The following is a 19665-nucleotide window of genomic DNA, read 5'->3' on the forward strand; positions in this document are numbered from 1 at the left end:
ACAATCCGAAAATTTAGTCCACCACGCGCAAGCTGCCTTCGGCCAGCAGCTTGTCGCGCATACGCCGCGTCATGGACTGGGTGCTGCCGTCGGGCGCGGTGAACAGGAACAGTGTTTTGTGCGGGCTGGCCCAGGTCAGCTGCGAGCGCAGGGGTTGGCCTTTGCTGACGATTTCAACCCAGGCGCCGACCCGGAACTCAGGGTGCGGGTCACGCGCCTCGGGCAGGGGCGGGCCTTCGTGGCTCAGGTCCAGGTCGAGCGCCACCATGGCCGATGCGGACATGTCCGCTGGCGGCTGCTGCAACCGCACCTGCAGCTGCACCTGCAGCAGCGCGTGGCGCTCGCGCAGGCGCTGCAAGAAGGCGTCGGCCTGGGCCTCGGGCCGGCCAATGCTGGCCAGGCCCCGGCGCAGCGTCTCTTGCATACCGGGCCAAATTTCTTGCAGATGCGCCAAATCCTGGCCGAGCTGGCTCGGCTGCACGCTCCACAGCAGCTCGGGCACCAGCGCCAGATAGCCGCCGGGGTCGCCACCGGCGTCTTCGGCACTGACTTGGGCCAGGGCGACGACCTCGGCCCAGGGGCCGGTGGCAAATTCCATGATGTCGGCCGGCACCTCTTGGGTGTCGGGCAGTTTGCGAATGCCGGCGGCAATCTGCGCCGCCAGCTTGGCACGCTGCTCCACCTGGCGCAGGGCGCGGGCCTTGGCGGCCTGGCGCGCCTTTTCTTTCGCCGCTTCCTTGTCCCGCAGCGCCTGGGCGCGGGTTTGCGCCGCCTCGGCCTCGGCGCGCTCGTGCTCGGCCTGCGCCTGCCAGGCCGCCTGCAGCGCCGTCAGCACCGAGGCAAAGGGCGCGGCGCTGGTGACGCTGTGCCCGCTCAGGTGCACCACGGCTTCATCGACTACGCGCATGAAGCGGCCAAAGCTGCTTGCTTCCTCGGTCTCAAAAGCGCGGCTGCGCTCGGTGATTTCGTCGAGCAGGCGCCGCGCCGGGTGCTGCTCGTCCTTGAAAAAATTCGCATCGTGGCGCACCAGCTGGTGCAGCGCCGGCTCCAGGCTGCGCACGGCACGCTGCACCGAGGGCAGCAGGCGTTCGTCTTGCACCAGGTGCGCAATCATGCGGCTGACCACCTCCTGCGCCGGGTTTCCCGCCGCCGCCAGGGCCGACGGGCGCCACCCCGGCAGGGGGGCGGCGCGGCTGGCGTGGGGCTGGGCCTGCGCCAGCTGCCCCACCATGCGCTCGATTTCGGCCATTTCATGCAGCGCCGCCTGGGCGCTGTGCTCCATGGGAACCAAGCCGCTCAGGCCCGCAGGTGCGCTGCTGGGGGCCAGGCGGGCATCGAGCCCGACCTGGGTTGCAAGCATCTGGCGCAACATGCCGACGGTGAGCAGCGCCTCTTGGGCTTCCTGGGCCTCTTGGGCTTCTTGCATTCCCTGCGCGGGGTAGCTGCCATCCCAACCGGCAGCGCCCCCCATGGCTGCCGGCCCATTGAGCGGTGCCTGGCTGCTGTGGCCATACCCCGTGCCATACCCTGTACCGTAGCCGGTGCCATAAGCACTGCCGTAGCCGGTGCCGCCGCCCATGGCGTAGGCCCCGCCTTGCACGCTGTGGCGCACCCCAGGCGCAGCCAGCACGGCGTAGCCCACGGGCTGCACGCCCTGGCTGCGCAGGCTCTCGCTGGCCCATTGGTATTCCTGCGTCAGCAGCGTGCCCAGCGGGTCGCGCAGGTAGCGCATCCACAGCTGGCGCACCGGGCTGGTCAGAGCGCATTCGCCCACCACCTGCTGCAGGGCGCGGATGTAGTTGTCCGGGCGCAGCGGGTTGCGCTCGGGCTGCACGTTGCGCAGGCCCTGGGCGGCGCTGACCAGGGTGTTGAGCTCGGCCAGGCTGGCGTCGGTGGCGTGTACCGCCAGCTGCTGCGCCCGCGAGAACTCGACCTGCGCCTGCACCTGGGCGTCGTCCATGAGCGAGAGCTCGCCAAAGTCCATGCCGCTGGCGCTCGCCGGCTGTGCCTGGCTGCTGCCGGGGCCTTCAGCGAAAACCTCCAGCAGCGCCATCGGGTAGGCTTTGAGCAGCGCCGCCTGGTGCTCGCGCAGCAGGCACAGGGCGTCGGACAGGTCGGCGCGCTGCTGCACGTTGCGCTCGCTGGCCTCGTCGGCGGCCAGCGCCTGTAGCGTGGCCTGCAGCAGTTTTTCCATCAGCGCCTCACCCCGGCGCACGGCGGTGACGACGCAGGTACGAAAAACCGTTTTGGGGCTCGATTCAGGCAGTGACATGGCGGCGCAGACGGAACAAAAGGGCCAAAAGGGCCGCAGCGGCCCTTGGCAATCCTAAGTTATTTAAGCGCCTTGTAACGTACACGTTTGGGTGCTGCGCCTTCCTCACCCAGGCGTTTTTTCTTATCGGCTTCGTACTCTTGGTAGTTGCCGTCGAAGAAGACCCACTGCGAATCGCCCTCGGCAGCCAGGATGTGGGTGGCGATGCGGTCGAGGAACCAGCGGTCGTGGGAAATCACCAGCACCGTGCCGGCGTATTCCAAGAGCGCGTCTTCGAGCGCGCGCAGGGTTTCGACGTCCAGGTCGTTGGAGGGTTCGTCCAGCAGCAGCACGTTGCCGCCCTGGATCAGCGTCTTGGCCAGGTGCAGGCGCCCGCGCTCACCGCCCGAGAGCATTCCGACCTTCTTTTGCTGGTCGCCACCGTTGAAGTTGAAGCGCCCGCAGTAGGCGCGGCTGGCCATCTGGAACTTGCCGATGTTGAGCATGTCCAGGCCGCCCGAGACGTCTTCCCACACGGTTTTGTCGTCCGACAGGGCATCGCGCGACTGGTCCACGTAGGCCATTTTCACCGTCTGGCCGACGATGACCTGGCCGGAATCGGGCTGCTCCTTGCCGGCGATCATCTTGAACAGCGTCGATTTACCCGCGCCGTTGGGGCCGATGATGCCGACGATGGCGCCGGCCGGGATGTTCATCGACAGGTTATCGATCAGCACGCGGTCACCAAAGCTCTTGGTCACGCCGTGGAACTCGATCACCTGCGTGCCCAGACGCTCGGCCACAGGAATGAAGATTTCCTGCGTTTCGTTGCGGCGCTGGTATTCGTAGTCGCTCAGTTCCTCAAAGCGGGCAATACGCGCCTTGCTCTTGGCCTGGCGGCCCTTGGCGTTCTGGCGCACCCACTCCAGCTCTTTCTTCAGCGCCTTGGCGCGCGCTTCTTCGCCCTTTTGCTCGGACTCCAGGCGGGCCTGCTTTTGCAGCAGCCACTCGGAATAGTTGCCCTTGTAGGGAATGCCGTGGCCCCGGTCGAGCTCCAAAATCCACTCGGCGGCGTTGTCCAGGAAGTAGCGGTCGTGGGTAATGGCGACCACCGTGCCGGTGAAACGGTGCAGGAACTGCTCCAGCCATTCGACGGACTCGGCGTCCAGGTGGTTGGTGGGCTCGTCCAGCAGCAGCATGTCGGGCTTGGACAAGAGCAGCTGGCACAGCGCCACGCGGCGTTTTTCACCGCCCGAGAGCTTGCCGATCACGGCCTCCCAGGGCGGCAGGCGCAGGGCGTCGGCGGCGATTTCGAGTTGGTGTTCGCTGTCGGTGCCGGCAGCGGCGATGATGGCTTCGAGCTTGCCCTGCTCGGCGGCCAGGGCGTCAAAATCGGCGTTTTCGTCGGCGTAGGCGGCGTACACCTCTTCCAGGCGCGCCTTGGCGTTATTCACCTCGGCCATGGCTTCTTCCACCGCCTCGCGCACCGTGTGCTCGGGATTGAGTTGGGGCTCTTGCGGCAGGTAGCCAATCGACAGGCCGGCCATGGGGATGGCTTCGCCCTCAATCTCCTTGTCGATGCCGGCCATGATCTTCAAAAGCGACGATTTGCCCGAGCCGTTGAGGCCCAGCACGCCAATCTTGGCGCCGGGGAAAAACGACAGGGAAATGTCCTTCAAGATCTGGCGCTTCGGGGGCACCGTCTTGCTGACGCGGTTCATCGAAAAAACGTATTGGGCCATGGCTTGTTATCGGTAAAAACAGGCAAAAAAGAGGGCGCATTTTTTCATGCGCGTGAACTCGGATTATCGTGCCATGCGACAATACCCTTCTGTCACGGGCTCCAGTCGGCCCTGACAACAGCGCAAACGCTGGGGATGGCGAGAACCCTTTTCGCTACTCCCGACCTTGAACCCCCATCTGCCTGCCGAACTGGCGCAACCCACCCTGGCGTTGCGTAAGGCCGATGCCCAGCGCCCCGGATGGGCGCTCCGAGTACCCATGACATTTGACGAACTGAACCTGGCCCCAGCCATCCTGAAGGCCGTGCACGAGCAGGGCTATACCCAGCCAACCCCCATTCAGGCCCAAGCCATCCCGCTCGTGCTGGCGGGCCACGACCTGCTCGCCGGCGCCCAAACCGGCACCGGCAAGACCGCCGCCTTCACCCTGCCCCTGCTGCACCGCCTGAGCCAGGGCGAGCCCGTGCGCAACCGCTTCGGCGGCAAAGGTATCCGCGCCCTGGTGCTGACCCCCACACGCGAGCTCGCCGCCCAGGTCGAGGAGTCGGTGCGCGAATACGGCAAGCACCTGGCACTGAACTCGACCGTGATCTTCGGCGGCGTCGGCATGAACCCGCAAATCGACCGCATCAAGCGCGGTGTGGACGTGCTCGTTGCCACCCCCGGGCGCCTGCTCGATCTGCAGCAGCAGGGCTTTATGGACCTGTCCACGGTCGAAGTCCTGGTGCTCGACGAGGCCGACCGTATGCTCGACATGGGCTTCATCCACGACGTGAAAAAGGTGCTGGCGCTGCTGCCCAAGAGCAAGCAAAGCCTGCTGTTCTCGGCCACCTTCAGCGACGACATTCGCGAGCTGGCCAATGGCCTGCTCAAAAACCCGCAAAGCATCCAGGTCACGCCGCGCAACACCACGGTGCAGCGCATCAGCCAGGTCATCCACCCGGTGGGCCGGGGCAAGAAAAAGCAGGTGCTGCTGCACATCATCGAGCAGCACAACTGGAGCCAGGTGCTGGTCTTCACGCGCACCAAGTTCGGCGCCAACAACGTTGCCGAATACCTGACGAAGAACGGCATCAGCGCCATGGCGCTGCACGGCAACAAGAGCCAGAGCGCCCGCACGCAAGCACTCAATGGCTTTAAAACCGGCGAAATTCGTGCGCTGGTAGCTACAGATATTGCAGCACGCGGCATCGACATCGACGACCTGCCGCACGTTGTCAACTACGAAATTCCCAACGTCCCCGAAGACTACGTGCACCGCATCGGCCGCACCGGCCGCGCCGGCCGCGAAGGCCAGGCCGTGAGCCTGGTGTGCATGGACGAAGAAGGCTTCATGATGGAGATCGAGCGCTTTACGAAGCAGGAGATCCCAGTGCAAATCATCGACGGCTTCGGCCCCGACGAGGGCGAGAAAGCCGAACCCATCGCCATGGGCCGCCAAACCATCTGGGGCGGCGCCGGCAAACCGCCCAGCCGCGAGGTCATGCAAGCAGCCGCCAAGGCGGCACGCGGCGAAATGATGGAGCGCATCCGCACCAACAAAACCACGCAGCGCGGCGGCAAACCAGCAGCCCAGGGTGACAAACCCGCACGCCAGGATGGCGAGCGCGGCAACGGCCAGCGCCAGGGCCAAGCGCAAAACCGGGGGCCACGCAACGCCCAAGGCGGCGGTGCATATCCTGGCCAGGGCCAGGGCCAGGGCCAGGGACGCAACCGCCGAGGCGGCCGCCCCCAGGGCGCACGCGAGCGCGACGATGATGCATTCGACGACCACCGCCAGCCACGTGCAGATGCCCACCTGGGCACGCAGTTCGGTCATCCCAAGCCGGCACGCCACTCGCAAGGCGGCGGCCAGCCCGATCCCATGCGCACCAGCGTGGACAGCATGGGCAGCGGACGCGGCAACCGGGGCAGTGGCTACCGCAGCGGCGGTGGCGGCTTTGGCGGCGGGCGCGGCGGGTACCGCTAAGCCCTCGCTCCATCTACGGCGCAGCAGCGGCTGCGCCGACGGTTAACATCACACGCTTTGGCGGGGGCCCTCCAGCCCTCCGGTGAAACTTTGCAGCCGGTGTTTTGTTGACCATGAAAACTTCGACCCTCGCTTTTCTCCTCTCGCGCTCCCGACCGCTGAGTTTGCTGGGCCTGGCCGCCTTGCTGGCGGCCTGCTCCAGCACCCCCCTGCCCCCCTGGCCCGGCACCCCTGACGCTTCGGCAGGGACGGCACCCAAAGCCCGCCCGGGCGTGGTTGTGCCGCCCCCTCTGGGCACTCCGGCGCGTCCGCCTGCGATTTTCCCCCCAAAGCCAACACCATCCACCCCCGAAGGCGTCACCATCACGCCTATTGGCGCAGCCCTGCCCGACGCCACCAGTTTGCCGTTTGGCGCGGCCGTTGCTGCACGCTTTCCTGACCCCGCCGTGCGCTACCACACTCCTGGCTTGGAGCAAGGGCGCAGCAGCTACACCAGCAATGCCGAACTGGCGCAATGGCTGCGTGAGCTGCAAAGCCAACCCAGTGGCACCGGTACCCGGCTGGTGCTGGAACAAATTGGCCATGCCCAATCGGGCTCCCCGCTGCTGGGCCTGATTGCCACCCGCGCTGCGGGCACTGACCCAGCCAGTTTGCAGGCCAGTGGGCACCCCACCGTACTGCTCATAGGCCAGCAGCATGGCGATGAGCCCGCCGGCAGCGAGGCCCTGCTCGCCATGGCACGCGAACTCGCTCCTGGCGGACTGCTCGAACCCCTGCTTGACAAAATCAACGTCATCCTCGTGCCCCGCGCCAACCCCGACGGCGCCGAAGCCGGCCAGCGCAACACCGCCAGCGGCGTGGACATGAACCGCGACCACCTGCTGCTGACCACGCCCGAAGCCCAGGCCCTGGCCCAACTGGTGCGCAACTACCGCCCACTGGCCGTGCTCGATGCGCACGAATACACCGTAGGCGGGCGCTTTCTGGAAAAATTCCACGCCCTGCCACGCTACGACGCATTGCTACAGTACGCCACCACGCCCAACGTGCCAGACTTTGTGACCAAAGCAGCGCGCGAGTGGTACTACCCCCCCATGGTCGATGCCCTGAACAGCCAGGGCTTGAGCAGCGACTGGTACTACACCACCTCCACCGATTTGCAAGACATGCGCCTGTCGATGGGCGGCATCCGCCCGGACACCGGGCGCAACGTCAATGGCCTGAAGAACGCCGTCAGCATGTTGGTGGAGACGCGTGGCATCGGCATTGGCCGTACGCACCTGCAGCGGCGCGTGCACACCCAGGTCACGGCGCTGACCAGCGCCCTGCGCAGCACCGCCGAGCGTGCCAAGAGCCTGGAGCAGGTGCGCTCCTTCGTCGCCCGCGACGTTAGCGCCCAAGCCTGCCGAGGCCAGGTGGTGATCGACGCCGCCCCGACCCGCAGCGAGCGCGAGTTGCTCATGATCGACCCCAAAACCGGTGCCGACCGCAGCCTGCGCCTGCCCTGGGATTCGGCACTACAGCTGCAAGCCACCAAGAGCCGCCCACGCCCCTGCGGCTACTGGCTCTCGGCCGACGCCGGCAGTGCCGTCGAGCGCCTGCGCCTGCTCGGCCTGCAGGTCTTGCAGGTGGCCGAAAACGGTTCCGTGCTGGCCGAAACGTTCAGCGCCACCGAAAGCCAAAGCGCCCCGCGCGAAGACGTGCGCGGCACGGTCGAGGGCAGCGCGGCCATCGTGCGCGTCGAGGTTGCACCCCACCGCGCCGCCATCGACGTGCCTGCTGGCAGCTACTACGTGCCCCTGAGCCAGCCCTGGGCCAACCTGGCCGTGGCCGCCCTGGAGCCCGATACCCAGAGCAGCTATTTTGCCAACCACCTGCTACCCAGCTTGGCCGACAGTGCCCGCATCATGGCTCCGCCGGCATTGGTCTTTGAAGAGGACTGACCAGCGCTTGCGCGCGGGCTTGCGCACAATAGCGCCATGTCTGCACCGCACCCTGAGGCCCTGCTGGCGCAAGTGGCCGCATTGCCGCCCCTGCCCGGCGTGTACCGCTATTTCGATCACAGTGGCACCTTGCTCTACGTGGGCAAGGCGCGCAATTTAAAAAAACGCGTCGCCAGCTATTTCAACAAAAACCATGGCGGCACCCGCATAGGCCACATGGTGGGCAAAATTGCGCGCTTGGAAACGACCGTGGTGCGCTCGGAAACCGAGGCCCTGCTGCTTGAAAACAACCTCATCAAGTCGCTGCACCCCAAGTACAACATTCTTTTTCGGGACGACAAAAGCTACCCCTTCCTGAAGATCTCCGGCCTGGCCGCACACGACGGCACGGGCAGCGCCCCAAGCCAACGCTTTCCACGCATCGCCTACTACCGGGGCAGCACCGACAAGCGCCACCGCTACTTCGGCCCCTACCCCAGCGCCTGGGCGGTCAAAGAAACCATCACCTTGCTGCAAAAAGTCTTTCGCCTGCGCACCTGCGAAGACACGGTTTACGCCAACCGCAGCCGCCCCTGCCTGCTCTACCAAATCAAGCGCTGCACCGCCCCTTGCGTGGGGCTGATCACACCCCAGACGTACGCCAGCGATGTGCACAACGCCGAAGCTTTGCTGCGCGGCGAAACCCAGGAATTGCTGCACACACTGGAGCAGCGAATGCTGGCCCACGCAGAGCAACTCCAATTCGAGCAGGCTGCCGAACTGCGCAACCAGCTCCAAGCCCTGGCGCGCATGTTGCACCAGCAAGCCATTGAAACAACCGATACGCGCGACGTGGACATCCTCGCCGTGCGCGTACAAGGCGGCAAAGCCTGCGTCAACCTGGCCATGGTGCGCGGCGGCCGCCACCTGGGCGACCGACCGTATTTTTCTTCACAAGCGGATACTGTGGGCACTGTGCTGGAAACAGAGAATGAGGACAGGGATGGGACAACAACAAACCCGCCAGAGCCTGCACAGCAAATCCTGGAGGCATTCGTGGCCCAGCATTACCTGGGCTTGCCCATACCGCCCCTGTTGGTGGTCAGCCACCCCCTGCCCTCCCTCCTGCTGCAAGCACTGAGCGAGCAGGCCGGCCACCGCATTCAGGCCGTGCACCAGCCGCGCGAAGAACGCCGCACCTGGCTGGAGATGGCACAGAGGAATGCCGAGCTGCAGCTCACCCGCCTACTGGCCGAAGAAGGCTCGCAGCAAGCGCGCACCCGCGCCCTGGCTGAGGCGCTGGATTTGCCCTGCGAACAGCTCGAGCAGCTGCGCATTGAGTGCTTTGACATCTCGCACACCGCTGGCGAGGCCACCCGCGCTTCCTGCGTGGTGTTCACCCAGCACGCCATGCAAAGCAGCCAATACCGCCATTTCAAGATCGAAGGCATCACCGGCGGCGACGATTACGCCGCCATGCGCCAGGTGCTCGAACGCCGCTACCGCCCCCTGGCGCAGGCCCGACAAGAGGCCGAAAGCCCCTCCAGCAACGACGCCCAGGCTCGCCTGCCAGACTTGGTGCTGATCGACGGCGGCAAGGGCCAGGTGGCGGTGGCGCGCGAGGTGTTCTCAGAGCTTGGCCTGGAGCTGTCACGCATCGTCGGCGTGGAAAAGGGCGAAGGCCGCAAAGTGGGCCTGGAGGAGTTGGTGTTTGCCGATGGCCGCGACAAAATTTACCTGGGCAAAGACTCCGCCGCGCTCATGCTAATCGCGCAAATCCGCGACGAGGCACACCGCTTTGCCATTACGGGAATGCGCGCCGCCCGCGCCAAGGTTCGCACCGGCGGTAGCCGCCTGGAGGATATTCCCGGTATTGGCCCCAAAAAACGTGCCCGCCTGCTGCAACGCTTTGGCGGCCTGCGCGGCGTGCAAGATGCCAGCCCGCAGGATCTGGCCAGCGTCGAAGGCATTTCCGCCGAGCTGGCAGACACCATCTACCACGCTCTGCGGTAAGAGGACGGATGCCATGCCACAATCGCGCCCCATGTTCTTCACCATCCCCACCTTGATGACCTGGACGCGGATCATCGCGATCCCCTTGATCGTCGGGGTGTTCTACGCTCCGCTGGCGCCAGACACGCGCAATCTCATCGCCACGCTCATGTTCGTGGTCTTTGCCGCCACCGACTGGCTCGATGGTTTTCTGGCACGCAAGCTCAACCAAACCTCAGCCTTTGGCGCCTTTCTCGATCCGGTGGCAGACAAATTTTTGGTCTGCGCCTCGCTGCTGGTGCTGGTGCACCTGGGACGAACGGATGTATTCGTGGCACTGATCATCATCGGCCGCGAAATTGCCATCTCTGCCCTGCGCGAATGGATGGCACAAATTGGTGCGAGCAAAAGCGTGGCCGTGCACATGATCGGCAAACTCAAAACCACGGCGCAAATGACGGCCATCCCCTTCTTGCTCTACGACGGCCCGGTCGGCCCCATCAACACAGGGGTGTGGGGACTGTGGCTGATCTGGATTGCAGCCGTACTCACCGTCTGGTCCATGGTCTACTACCTGCAAAAAGCGCTGCCTGAAATCCGCGCCCGTGTTCGCTAAAAAGCGACGCCAAGCCGAGCAGACGCATAAATACGACTAGAATCCCGCGACACGTCGCCGCCGCAGCGCGCGCCTGACCCGATAACAGGAAACCGGGGCCGCCTAAAATTGCCGAGCACCCAGGTCTTCCACACGCTTTCCCGAGAGGCATCTTGTGAATAAAACCGAACTAATTGAACACATTGCAACCAATGCCGACATATCCAAGGCTGCCGCTGCCCGCGCCCTGGAATCGACGATCGAAGCCGTCAAAAAAACCCTGAAAAAAGGTGGTACCGTATCCCTGGTCGGTTTTGGCACTTTTGCCGTTGGCAAACGTGCCGCCCGCACCGGTCGCAACCCCCGTACCGGCGCTACGATTAAAATCAAGGCTGCCAAGGTTCCGAAGTTCCGTCCAGGCAAGGCGTTGAAAGACGCCCTGAACTGAACAAGCAGTTAAGGTGGGGTGCTTAGCTCAGTTGGTAGAGCGGCGCCCTTACAAGGCGTAGGTCAGCGGTTCGAGCCCGTTAGCACCCACCACCACCGAACAAAGGCGAACGCAAGTTCGCCTTTTCTTTTGTCAGAAAGTTTGACTATGCTCGAATCCATCCGCAAGCACTCCAAGTTCGGCATGATCTTGTTGTTCTTGCTGGTCATTCCCTCATTCGTTCTGGTAGGTGTAGACCAGAGCTATTTTTCCGAGAGCAGCCCCATCGTCGCCCGCGTCGATGGTCACGAGATCAAGCAATCGGACTGGGATAACGCCCATCGCCAAGAAAGCGACCGAGCCCGTGCCCAAGCACCCAACAGCGACCCCAGGCTGCTCGACACACCCCAAGCGCGCTATGCCACGCTCGAACGCATGGTACGCGACCGCGTGTTGACTGCAGCCGTGCAAAAAATGCATCTGGGCGTCAGCAATACCCGCTTGGCACAAACCCTGCAAGATATTCCAGCGATTGCAGCCCTCAAGCGCCCCGATGGCTCGCTCGATGCCGAAGCCTACCGCGCCCTGGTCGGCGCCCAGGGCCTGACACCTGAAGGCTTTGAGGCCAATGTGCGCCAGGACATGGCGCTTTCACAAGTGCTCGGCGGCGTGGTGCAATCGTCCTTCAGCACCCCCGAGCAGCTCAACCAGGCCATGGACACGCTGCTGCAGCGCCGCGAGATTCAAATCGCACGCTTTACCCCGCAAGACTTCAGCGCCAAAGTCACGCCCACGGATGCCGAACTCGAAAGCTACTACCAGGCCCACACGGTGCAATTCCAGCAGCCTGAAGAAGCCACCGTCGAATACCTGTTGCTCGACCTCGATGCCGTGCGTGCCAGCCTCACGCCCAGCGAGGACGATCTGCGCACTTACTACAAAGAAAACCTCGACCGCCTTGCCGGCAAAGAAGAGCGCCGTGCCAGCCATATCCTGATCAGCGCCGCCAAGGATGCTCCGGCCGCCGAACGCGAAAAAGCCAAGGCCCAAGCCAACGAACTCGAAACCACTTTGCGCAAAGACCCGGGCCAATTCGCTGCCCTGGCCAAGAAAAATTCGCAAGACCCGGGCTCTGCCAGTGCCGGCGGCGATCTGGGCTTTTTTGCCCGAGGTGCAATGGTCAAACCATTTGAAGACGCCGTCTTTGGCATGAACAAAGGCGACATCAGCCCCGTGGTGGAGAGCGATTTTGGCTACCACATCATCACACTCACCGACATCAAAAAACCCAAAGCACCGAGTTTTGAGGAAGTGCGTCCCAAGCTGCAAGCAGAGCTGCTGCAACAACTGGCCCAACGCAAATTTGCCGAAGTGGCTGACACGTTCACCAACAGCGTCTATGAGCAGGCCGATAGCCTGCAGCCCACCGCCGACAAGCTCAAGCTCAAAGTGCAAACGGCTCAGCACGTCACGCGCACACCAGCTCCTGGCGCCCAAGGGCCGCTGGCCAACGCCCGCTTCCTCGAAGCCTTGTTTGCCAACGACTCGATTGAGAACAAGCGCAACACCGAAGCCATCGACATCGCCCCCAGCACTCTGGTTGCGGGCCGCGTGAGCCAATATGAACCGGCCCGTACCCTGCCTTACGCCGAAGTACGCGAGCGCGTTCGGGCCCTGTACGTCGCCGACAAGGCTGGCGAGCTCGCCCGCACAGAAGGTCAGGCCAAACTCCAAGCTTGGCAAGCCGACCCCAACAGTGCCAACCGCCTGGCGCCATCCATCATCGTCGCCCGCAACCAGCTGCAAAACCAGCCCCGCGCCCTGGTCGATGCCGCTTTGCACGCCCCGGCAGACAAACTCCCAGCCTGGACCGGTGTCGATCTGGGTGCGCAAGGCTATGCCGTCATCAAAATCAACCGCATCGTGCCGCGCGAAGCCAGCCAGGCTGCAGAAACTGCCGCCCTGCAGCAGCAATTCGACCAATGGCTGGGCACTGCGGAAGGCATGGCGTACTACGAGCTGCTCAAGCAACGCTTCAAGGTCCAAATCAAGGCCCCACGGCCCACCTCCTAAAGCGTGGACATGAAAATTCCTTGAATTACCATTTGCTTCGAAATTTGACGCTATAATTCAGGGCTCTACGGTGGCTGTAGCTCAGTTGGTAGAGTCCAGGATTGTGATTCCTGTCGTCGTGGGTTCGAGTCCCATCAGCCACCCCAAATGACAAAACCTCGCCAACTTCTGTTGGCGAGGTTTTTTTACGTCAGGTATTTTGTGCGGAGTACGAAGCCATGAGTGCAACCCTCAACGTCGATCCGGCCGAACTGGCTAAATTTTCTGAACTGGCCCACCGCTGGTGGGACCCTGAGAGCGAATTCCGCCCCTTGCACCAGTTCAATCCCTTGCGCCTGGAGTGGATCATGGGCTTGGCCCCACTGGCCGGCAAGAAGGTACTGGACGTAGGCTGTGGCGGCGGCATTTTGGCCGACTCGATGGCACACCAAGGCGCCAGCGTCACAGGTATTGATCTGGCCAGCAAATCGCTGCGTGTGGCCCAACTGCACGCACTAGAAGCCCAAACACCCAACATCGACTACCGCGAAGTCAGCGCCGAAGTCCTGGCCGCAGAGCAGCCTGGCGCGTACGACGTCGTCACCTGCATGGAAATGCTCGAACACGTGCCCGACCCGGCGTCCATCGTGCGTGCCTGCGCCACCCTGGTCAAGCCCGGTGGCTGGGTGTTCTTTTCTACCATCCACCGCAACCTCAAAGCCTTCGCCCTGGCCATCGTCGCTGCTGAATACCTGCTAAAAATGCTACCCCAGGGCACGCACGAATACGACAAGCTCATTCAGCCCAGCGAACTCGCCCGCTACTGCCGCCAAGCCGGACTGGAACTACAGCACACCCGGGGCCTGGAATACAACCCCCTGACCCAGCGCTACCGCCTGAGCGACGACACCAGCGTCAACTACCTCTTTGCCACCCGCAGGCTGCCCGCATGAGCCCGGTTTTTTCCACCGTACGGGCGGTTTTATTCGACCTCGATGGCACCTTGATCGACAGCGCCCCGGACCTCGGCGCCGCCGTGGACAAAATGCGCACCGACCGAGGGTTGCCTCCCCTGCCCATGGAGTGCTACCGCCCCCTGGCCGGCGCGGGCGCCCGTGGCCTGCTAGGGCAGGCGTTCGGCATCGGCCCCGATCACCCTGAATTTACCCAGCTGCGCGAAGAATTTTTCAATAACTACCAAGCTTGCATGACGGCGCGCACCCAGCCCTTTGAGGGCGTGGCCCAGCTCCTCGACCACTTGCACCGCAAAGCCCTGCCCTGGGGTGTGGTCACCAACAAATCAACCCGCTTTGCCCAACCTCTGACGCAGCAGATGCCCCTGTTTGCCACCATGCAGACTGTGGTATGTGGCGACACCACCGCACACTCCAAACCCCACCCCGAACCCCTGCTTGAAGCCTGCAGACGCCTGGGCGTTGCGCCACAGCATTGCATTTACGTGGGTGACGACGCACGCGACATCGAAGCCGGCCATGCCGCCGGCATGGGCACCGTGGCCGCCTGCTACGGCTACCTGGGACACGAACACCCCCCCCAGACCTGGGGCGCCCACGCCACCATCTATTCCCCCCTGGAGCTCTTGAAATTACTGAAAAAGGACTAAAATGGCGAATCAAGGGGCTGCCCTGGTTTCGACGTGGGTTCGGAATCGGCGTGGTGCATGTCGAGCTTGAGTGACGCTCGTAAATCTCCATTCAACAAAGTAACTGCAAACGACGAACGTTTCGCACTCGCCGCTTAAATCCGGTGAGCCTTGCAACAGCACGCTGATGGGCTGGGCAAGGGGGTAGCAATACCTCCCGGCTGCAAGGGAATTCACATCAGCTGGTTCTGTGCCGGGCACCTTGGCATGGGGCAAGATCCAAGGGTGCTGGCTGGTGGTAGAGCGTGTGCCTGCGCGCTACCGGCGGCGAGATCCAAAACAGAACACTAAACATGTAGATCTGCCCGAAGAAGGCTTGCGGACGCGGGTTCAATTCCCGCCAGCTCCACCAATCTCCCCAGCCCACATCCAAGGATGTGGGCTTTTTTTTGCCCCCCAGCTCACGCCCTATGCCCCCATTGCTTTGGGATGTTTTTTGTCGCGTCATCGACAACTTCGGCGACGTTGGTGTCTGTTGGCGTCTTTCGGCTGATCTTGCTGCCCGTGGGCACCAGGTGCGGCTATGGATAGACGATGCCAGCGCCCTGGCTTGGATGGCGCCGCAAGGTGTTAGCGGCGTGCAAGTGCTTCCCTGGCCAGACGCTGCTCCCGCCACGGGGGTCGGTCAAGTGCTGGTCGAAGCCTTTGGCTGCGGGGCGCCGGACATTTTTTTTGCTACCAAAACAATAGCGTCTGACGCTGATACAACAAGCCCTGCAAGCAAAAATTACCCACTATTAATCAACCTGGAATACCTCAGCGCCGAAAGCTATGTTGAGCGCTGCCATCGCCTGCCCTCCCCCATCTCCACCGGCCCCTGCCAAGGGGCAGTACGCTGGTTTTTCTACCCTGGTTTCACCCCGGCCACCGGCGGCCTGCTGCGCGAATCGAATCTGGCGGCACGCCTGCAACAATTTGACCGGGCCGGCTGGCGCACCCGCCACGGCATTGGAGCGCAGCAATGGGCCGTATCGCTGTTTTGCTATGAACCGCCGGTTTTGCCCGCCTTTTTACAACAATTACAGTCAGTTGGCGCCCAGTTGCTGGTCACCCCCGGACGCGCCGCAGCGGCAGTGCAGGCTTGCGCCAATCACCAACCACCAATCACCTGGCTGCAGCCGTGCACACAGCACGCGTTTGACGAGCTGCTGTGGGGCTGCGACCTCAATTGCGTACGCGGCGAAGACTCCCTGGTGCGCGCCCTGTGGGCTGGCCAGCCCCTCTTGTGGCACATCTACCCCCAAGAAGACAACGCCCACCACGCCAAGCTGCAAGCCTTTCTCGATTGGCTGCAGGCACCACCCTCGCTGCGCCAACTGCACTGCGCCTGGAACGGTATCGAACCGACCCAAACCCTGCCGCACCTGGACGCCCACGCCCTGCAGCAATGGCGCGAATGCATACAAGCTGCACGCCAGCGCTTGCTGGCACAACGGGATTTATTGACCCAACTACTAGGGTTTGTGGCTGAAAAAAGCTAAAATCGCAGGTTTTGCGCTATTGGATTGAGCAACCCGCTTTGACCGTAGCCGCATCCCCTGCCGCGAAATTTCTGCACCGGCGCACCAAGGCCTCTGGGCCCGATCCGCGCTACCTGCAGGCTGCGGCTCCAACCCAAGCACTACGCTATGAAAATCGCTCAAGAAATCCGCGCCGGCAACGTCATCATGCACGGCAAAGACCCGATGATCGTCCTGAAGACCGAATACGCCCGTGGCGGCCGTGGCGCGGCCACCGTGCGCATGAAGCTCAAGTCTCTGCTGGGCAACATGGGCACTGAAAACGTGTACAAGGCCGACGACAAGATCGACAACGTCATCCTCGACAAAAAAGAGTGCACCTACTCTTACTTTGCCGATCCGATGTACGTCTGGATGGACACCGAATACAACCAGTACGAAGTCGAAGCCAGCAACATGGGCGACGCCATCAGCTATCTCGAAGACGGCATGGCCGCTGAAGTGGTGTTCTACGACGGCAAGGCCATCTCGGTCGAGCTGCCCACCAGCGTCGAGCGCGAAATCACCTGGACGGAACCCGCCGTCAAGGGCGACACCTCGGGCAAGGTTTTGAAGCCTGCCAAGATCGCCACCGGCTTTGAAGTGCCCGTGCCGCTGTTCGTCAGCCAGGGCGACAAGATTGAAATCGACACCCGCACCGGCGAATACCGCAAGCGCGTCTGATACCGTTTTGCGTACACCCCAAGGGAGCCCAGGCTCCCTTTTTTATTGCCACCACACCGCGACAAAATGCTGGAACTTTCAGCATTCGGTTGTGTTCCATGCAATACCGGACAAAACAAGCGCCGTTTGGGCTGTTTTTGCGTCCTCCTGAGCATTCATGGCGCCTGGCCTAGAATGCAGCGTTTTTTGCCACTTTCAAGAAAGAGACAATCCATGTTCAACCAACCCACCACCTGGGATTCTGGCGGCCTCGCCCTGTCGCAAGAGCAGCGCCACAAGGTGCTGCGCAACACCTACTGGCTGCTCGCCCTGAGCCTGTTGCCGTCCGTGCTGGGCGCCTGGCTGGGCGTGGCCACGGGCATCACGCAGTCGCTGCGCGGCGGCCTGGGGCTGATCGTCTTCATGGGCGGCGCCTTCGGCTTCATGTTCGCCATCGAGAAAACCAAAAACTCGGCTGCCGGCGTCGGTGTGCTGCTGGCTTTTACCTTCTTCATGGGGCTGATGCTCTCGCGCCTGATCGGCATGGTGCTGGGCTTCAAGAACGGCACCGATCTCATCATGACCGCCTTCGCCGGCACGGCCGGGGTGTTCTTGGTCATGGCCAGCCTGGCCAGCGTCATCAAGCGCGACCTTTCGGGCATGGGCAAATGGCTCATGGTCGGCGCCCTGGTGCTGCTGGTGGGCAGCGTCATCAACGTGTTCGTCGGTTCTTCGGCCGGCATGATGGCGATCTCGGTGGCAGCCATCGGCATTTTCAGCGCCTACATGCTGTATGACATCAAGCAGATCATCGACGGCGGCGAAACCAACTACATCAGCGCCACCCTGGCCCTGTACCTGGATATCTTCAACGTCTTTCAGAGCCTGCTGGCCCTGCTCGGCATCATGGGCGGCGAGCGCGACTGAGCGGCTGCCCTGCCCACGACCCAAACCAAAGGCCCTGCGGGGCCTTTTTTCATGGAGAGCACAGCACCCTACCCCCTTCAAAACCGGCCACCGATGCCGATAATGACAGGGACATGATCCGCCACCCCCCCCCCCTGCGCCCGCTGGCCCTTGTGCTGGTGCTGCTGCCGCTGCTCACCGCCTGTGAAATCCCAGGCGTCTGGCCCAACCCGCGCACGGTCGAGAAAGAGGCCGAGGCCAAAGCCATCGGCGGCGCCTGCCGCCATGCCCTGCGCGGCCTGGAAGACTGCTACACGCTCAACCCGCAGGCGGCCAAAGCGGCAGTTTTTGCCGGCTGGAAGGACATGGACAGCTATATGCGCGAGAACAAGATCGAGGGCACGCCCTCGGTCATCACCAAGTCCGAACCGCCACCACCACCGGAAAAGCCCAAGCGCAAACGCAGCGCAGCCAGCGAGGATTCGTAAAAAAAGCGCCCCAGGCGCTTTTTTTACGTCCGCTCGAACACCGCCATGCTCTCGACGTGGGCGGTGTGCGGAAACATGTTCACCACCCCCGCCTGGGTGCAGCGGTAGCCCGCCTGGTGCACCAGCAGGCCCGCATCGCGCGCCAGCGTCGCCGGGTTGCAGCTGACGTAGACGATGCGCTGCGGCGGCTGCCAGCCCTCGGCACCGGCGGGCAGCGGCGGCGCACCCTCGACCCCCAGGCGCGCCTGGTGCAGCTCGCCCAGGGCCTTGGCCAGGGCAAAAGCGCCTTCGCGCGGGGGATCGACCAGCCATTTGTCGGCCTGGCCGTCGGCCACCAGCATCTCGGGCGTCATCTCGAACAGGTTGCGCGCTACAAAATTAGTAGCTGCTAACGCTTGACCAGACTGCCTTTGAGCCTGATTTTTCGCATAATTTTGGCGCGAACGGGCAACCAGCGTCTCGCTGCCCTCGATGCCCAGCACCTCACGCGCCTGGGTCGCCAGCGGCAGGGTGAAGTTGCCCAGGCCGCAGAACCAGTCGATCACGCGCTCGGTTGTGTGCACGTCCAGCAGGCGCAGCGCACGGCTGACCAGCACGCGGTTGATGTGCGGGTTCACCTGGGTGAAGTCGGTGGGCTTGAACGGCATGGTGATGCCAAAGTCCGGCAGGCCGTAGGCGAGCTGCTCGGCCCCCTCAGCGTCGAGCAGGTGCACGGTATCGGGCCCCTTGGGCTGCAGCCACCACTGCACGCCGTGGGCGGCGGCAAACTCGCGCAGCAACTGCAGGTCGCCCGCGCCCAGGGGTTCGAGGTGGCGCAGCACCAGCGCCGTCACGGTGTCGCCGCAGGCGAGCTCGATCTGCGGACAGGTGTCGCGCGCGGCCATGCGGCCGATGAGCGCGCGCAGCGGCATGAGCATGGCGTCCACGTGCGGCGGCAGGATTTTGCAGGTCTGCATGTCGGCGATGTAGCGGCTCTTGCGCTCGTGAAAGCCGACCAGCACCTCGCCCTTCTTGACGACGTAGCGCACCGACAGGCGGGCGCGGTAGCGGTAGCCCCAGGCCGGGCCTTCAATGGGGCGCAGCACGGTCTCGGCGCGCACCTTGCCCAGGTGCCAGAGGTTGTCTTCGAGCACGCGCTGCTTGATGGCGACCTGGGCGCTTTCGTGCAGGTGCTGCATCTTGCAGCCGCCGCAGGCACCGGCGTGCAAGCCAAAGTGCGGGCAACCCGGGCGCACGCGCTGGCTCGATTCGCGGTGAATGGCCGTCAGCTGGGCCTGCTCCCAGTTGTTTTTCTTGCGCTGCGTCTGGGCGCTGATCCATTCGCCGGGCAGCGCACCGTCGATGAACACCACCTTGCCATCGGGCTTACGTGCCACGCCCTGGGCGTCCATGTCCATGGACACCACCTCCAGCCAGCCCTCGGGCAGGGTTGTTGCGCCATCGGTGGCCAACAGGCATTCATCGTTCTTCAAATCGCTCATAACAAACCAATAAGG

Annotated in this window: 15 protein-coding genes, 2 tRNA genes and 1 other RNA gene; 15 read left to right on the forward strand and 3 right to left on the reverse strand. The window is 63.5% G+C overall.

The window, feature by feature from the left end; all coding sequences use genetic code 11:
* Positions 1 to 13: 13 nt before the first annotated feature.
* Together G7045_RS07725 and ettA are read right to left on the reverse strand one after the other, a co-directional pair.
* Positions 14 to 2272 (reverse strand): DUF1631 family protein, encoded by a 2259-nt coding sequence (locus G7045_RS07725; protein WP_166159104.1) that lies wholly within the window; start codon positions 2270 to 2272, stop codon positions 14 to 16.
* Positions 2273 to 2331: 59 nt separating this feature from the next.
* Positions 2332 to 3993 (reverse strand): energy-dependent translational throttle protein EttA, encoded by a 1662-nt coding sequence (gene ettA, locus G7045_RS07730; protein ID WP_166159105.1) that lies wholly within the window; start codon positions 3991 to 3993, stop codon positions 2332 to 2334.
* Positions 3994 to 4252: 259 nt separating this feature from the next.
* On the opposite strand from ettA, the gene G7045_RS07735 reads away from it, so the two are divergent.
* From G7045_RS07735 to G7045_RS07805, 15 genes are all read left to right on the forward strand, one after another.
* Positions 4253 to 5962: a DEAD/DEAH box helicase gene (locus tag G7045_RS07735; protein ID WP_166160391.1), complete on the forward strand. Its 1710-nt coding sequence runs from the start codon at positions 4253 to 4255 to the stop codon at positions 5960 to 5962.
* A gap of 113 nt (positions 5963 to 6075) precedes the next feature.
* Positions 6076 to 7905, forward strand: a complete 1830-nt coding sequence (locus tag G7045_RS07740; protein ID WP_166159106.1) for a M14 family metallocarboxypeptidase — start codon at positions 6076 to 6078, stop codon at positions 7903 to 7905.
* 36 nt (positions 7906 to 7941) lie between these two features.
* A complete protein-coding gene (uvrC, locus tag G7045_RS07745; protein ID WP_166159107.1) occupies positions 7942 to 9897 on the forward strand; it encodes an excinuclease ABC subunit UvrC in 1956 nt (651 codons plus the stop codon).
* A 31-nt stretch (positions 9898 to 9928) separates the two neighbouring features.
* Positions 9929 to 10492: a CDP-diacylglycerol--glycerol-3-phosphate 3-phosphatidyltransferase gene (gene pgsA / locus G7045_RS07750; RefSeq protein WP_166160392.1), complete on the forward strand. Its 564-nt coding sequence runs from the start codon at positions 9929 to 9931 to the stop codon at positions 10490 to 10492.
* Between the two features lie 154 nt (positions 10493 to 10646).
* Positions 10647 to 10919, forward strand: a complete 273-nt coding sequence (locus tag G7045_RS07755; protein ID WP_008906675.1) for an HU family DNA-binding protein — start codon at positions 10647 to 10649, stop codon at positions 10917 to 10919.
* A 16-nt stretch (positions 10920 to 10935) separates the two neighbouring features.
* Positions 10936 to 11011 (forward strand) — tRNA-Val (locus G7045_RS07760).
* Positions 11012 to 11066: 55 nt separating this feature from the next.
* Positions 11067 to 12971 carry a SurA N-terminal domain-containing protein gene (locus tag G7045_RS07765; RefSeq protein ID WP_166159108.1) on the forward strand — a complete coding sequence of 635 codons (1905 nt, stop codon included), beginning with the start codon at positions 11067 to 11069 and terminating at the stop codon, positions 12969 to 12971.
* A 70-nt stretch (positions 12972 to 13041) separates the two neighbouring features.
* Positions 13042 to 13117 (forward strand) — tRNA-His (locus G7045_RS07770).
* 72 nt (positions 13118 to 13189) lie between these two features.
* Positions 13190 to 13903, forward strand: coding sequence for a bifunctional 2-polyprenyl-6-hydroxyphenol methylase/3-demethylubiquinol 3-O-methyltransferase UbiG (ubiG, locus tag G7045_RS07775; RefSeq protein WP_166159109.1), 714 nt, complete (start codon positions 13190 to 13192; stop codon positions 13901 to 13903).
* Complete coding sequence (gene gph, locus G7045_RS07780) at positions 13900 to 14574, forward strand: phosphoglycolate phosphatase (RefSeq protein WP_166159110.1); 675 nt, start codon at positions 13900 to 13902, stop codon at positions 14572 to 14574. The genes ubiG and gph overlap by 4 nt, the downstream gene beginning before the upstream one ends.
* A 13-nt stretch (positions 14575 to 14587) precedes the next feature.
* Positions 14588 to 14965: a transfer-messenger RNA gene (gene ssrA, locus G7045_RS07785) on the forward strand.
* Between the two features lie 58 nt (positions 14966 to 15023).
* The gene (gene earP, locus G7045_RS07790; protein ID WP_166159111.1) at positions 15024 to 16094 is read left to right on the forward strand and encodes an elongation factor P maturation arginine rhamnosyltransferase EarP; all 1071 of its coding nucleotides are present in this window, start codon (positions 15024 to 15026) and stop codon (positions 16092 to 16094) included.
* Between the two features lie 147 nt (positions 16095 to 16241).
* Complete coding sequence (efp, locus tag G7045_RS07795) at positions 16242 to 16796, forward strand: elongation factor P (protein WP_166159112.1); 555 nt, start codon at positions 16242 to 16244, stop codon at positions 16794 to 16796.
* A 213-nt stretch (positions 16797 to 17009) separates the two neighbouring features.
* Complete coding sequence (locus G7045_RS07800) at positions 17010 to 17702, forward strand: Bax inhibitor-1/YccA family protein (protein ID WP_166159113.1); 693 nt, start codon at positions 17010 to 17012, stop codon at positions 17700 to 17702.
* 113 nt (positions 17703 to 17815) lie between these two features.
* The gene (locus tag G7045_RS07805; protein WP_166159114.1) at positions 17816 to 18169 is read left to right on the forward strand and encodes a hypothetical protein; all 354 of its coding nucleotides are present in this window, start codon (positions 17816 to 17818) and stop codon (positions 18167 to 18169) included.
* Between the two features lie 23 nt (positions 18170 to 18192).
* On the opposite strand, the gene rlmD is transcribed toward G7045_RS07805, so the two are convergent.
* A complete protein-coding gene (gene rlmD / locus G7045_RS07810; RefSeq protein WP_166159115.1) occupies positions 18193 to 19650 on the reverse strand; it encodes a 23S rRNA (uracil(1939)-C(5))-methyltransferase RlmD in 1458 nt (485 codons plus the stop codon).
* Between the last annotated feature and the right edge of the window lie 15 nt (positions 19651 to 19665).

The sequence above is a fragment of the Acidovorax sp. HDW3 genome (assembly GCF_011303755.1).
Lineage (GTDB): Bacteria > Pseudomonadota > Gammaproteobacteria > Burkholderiales > Burkholderiaceae_C > Paenacidovorax.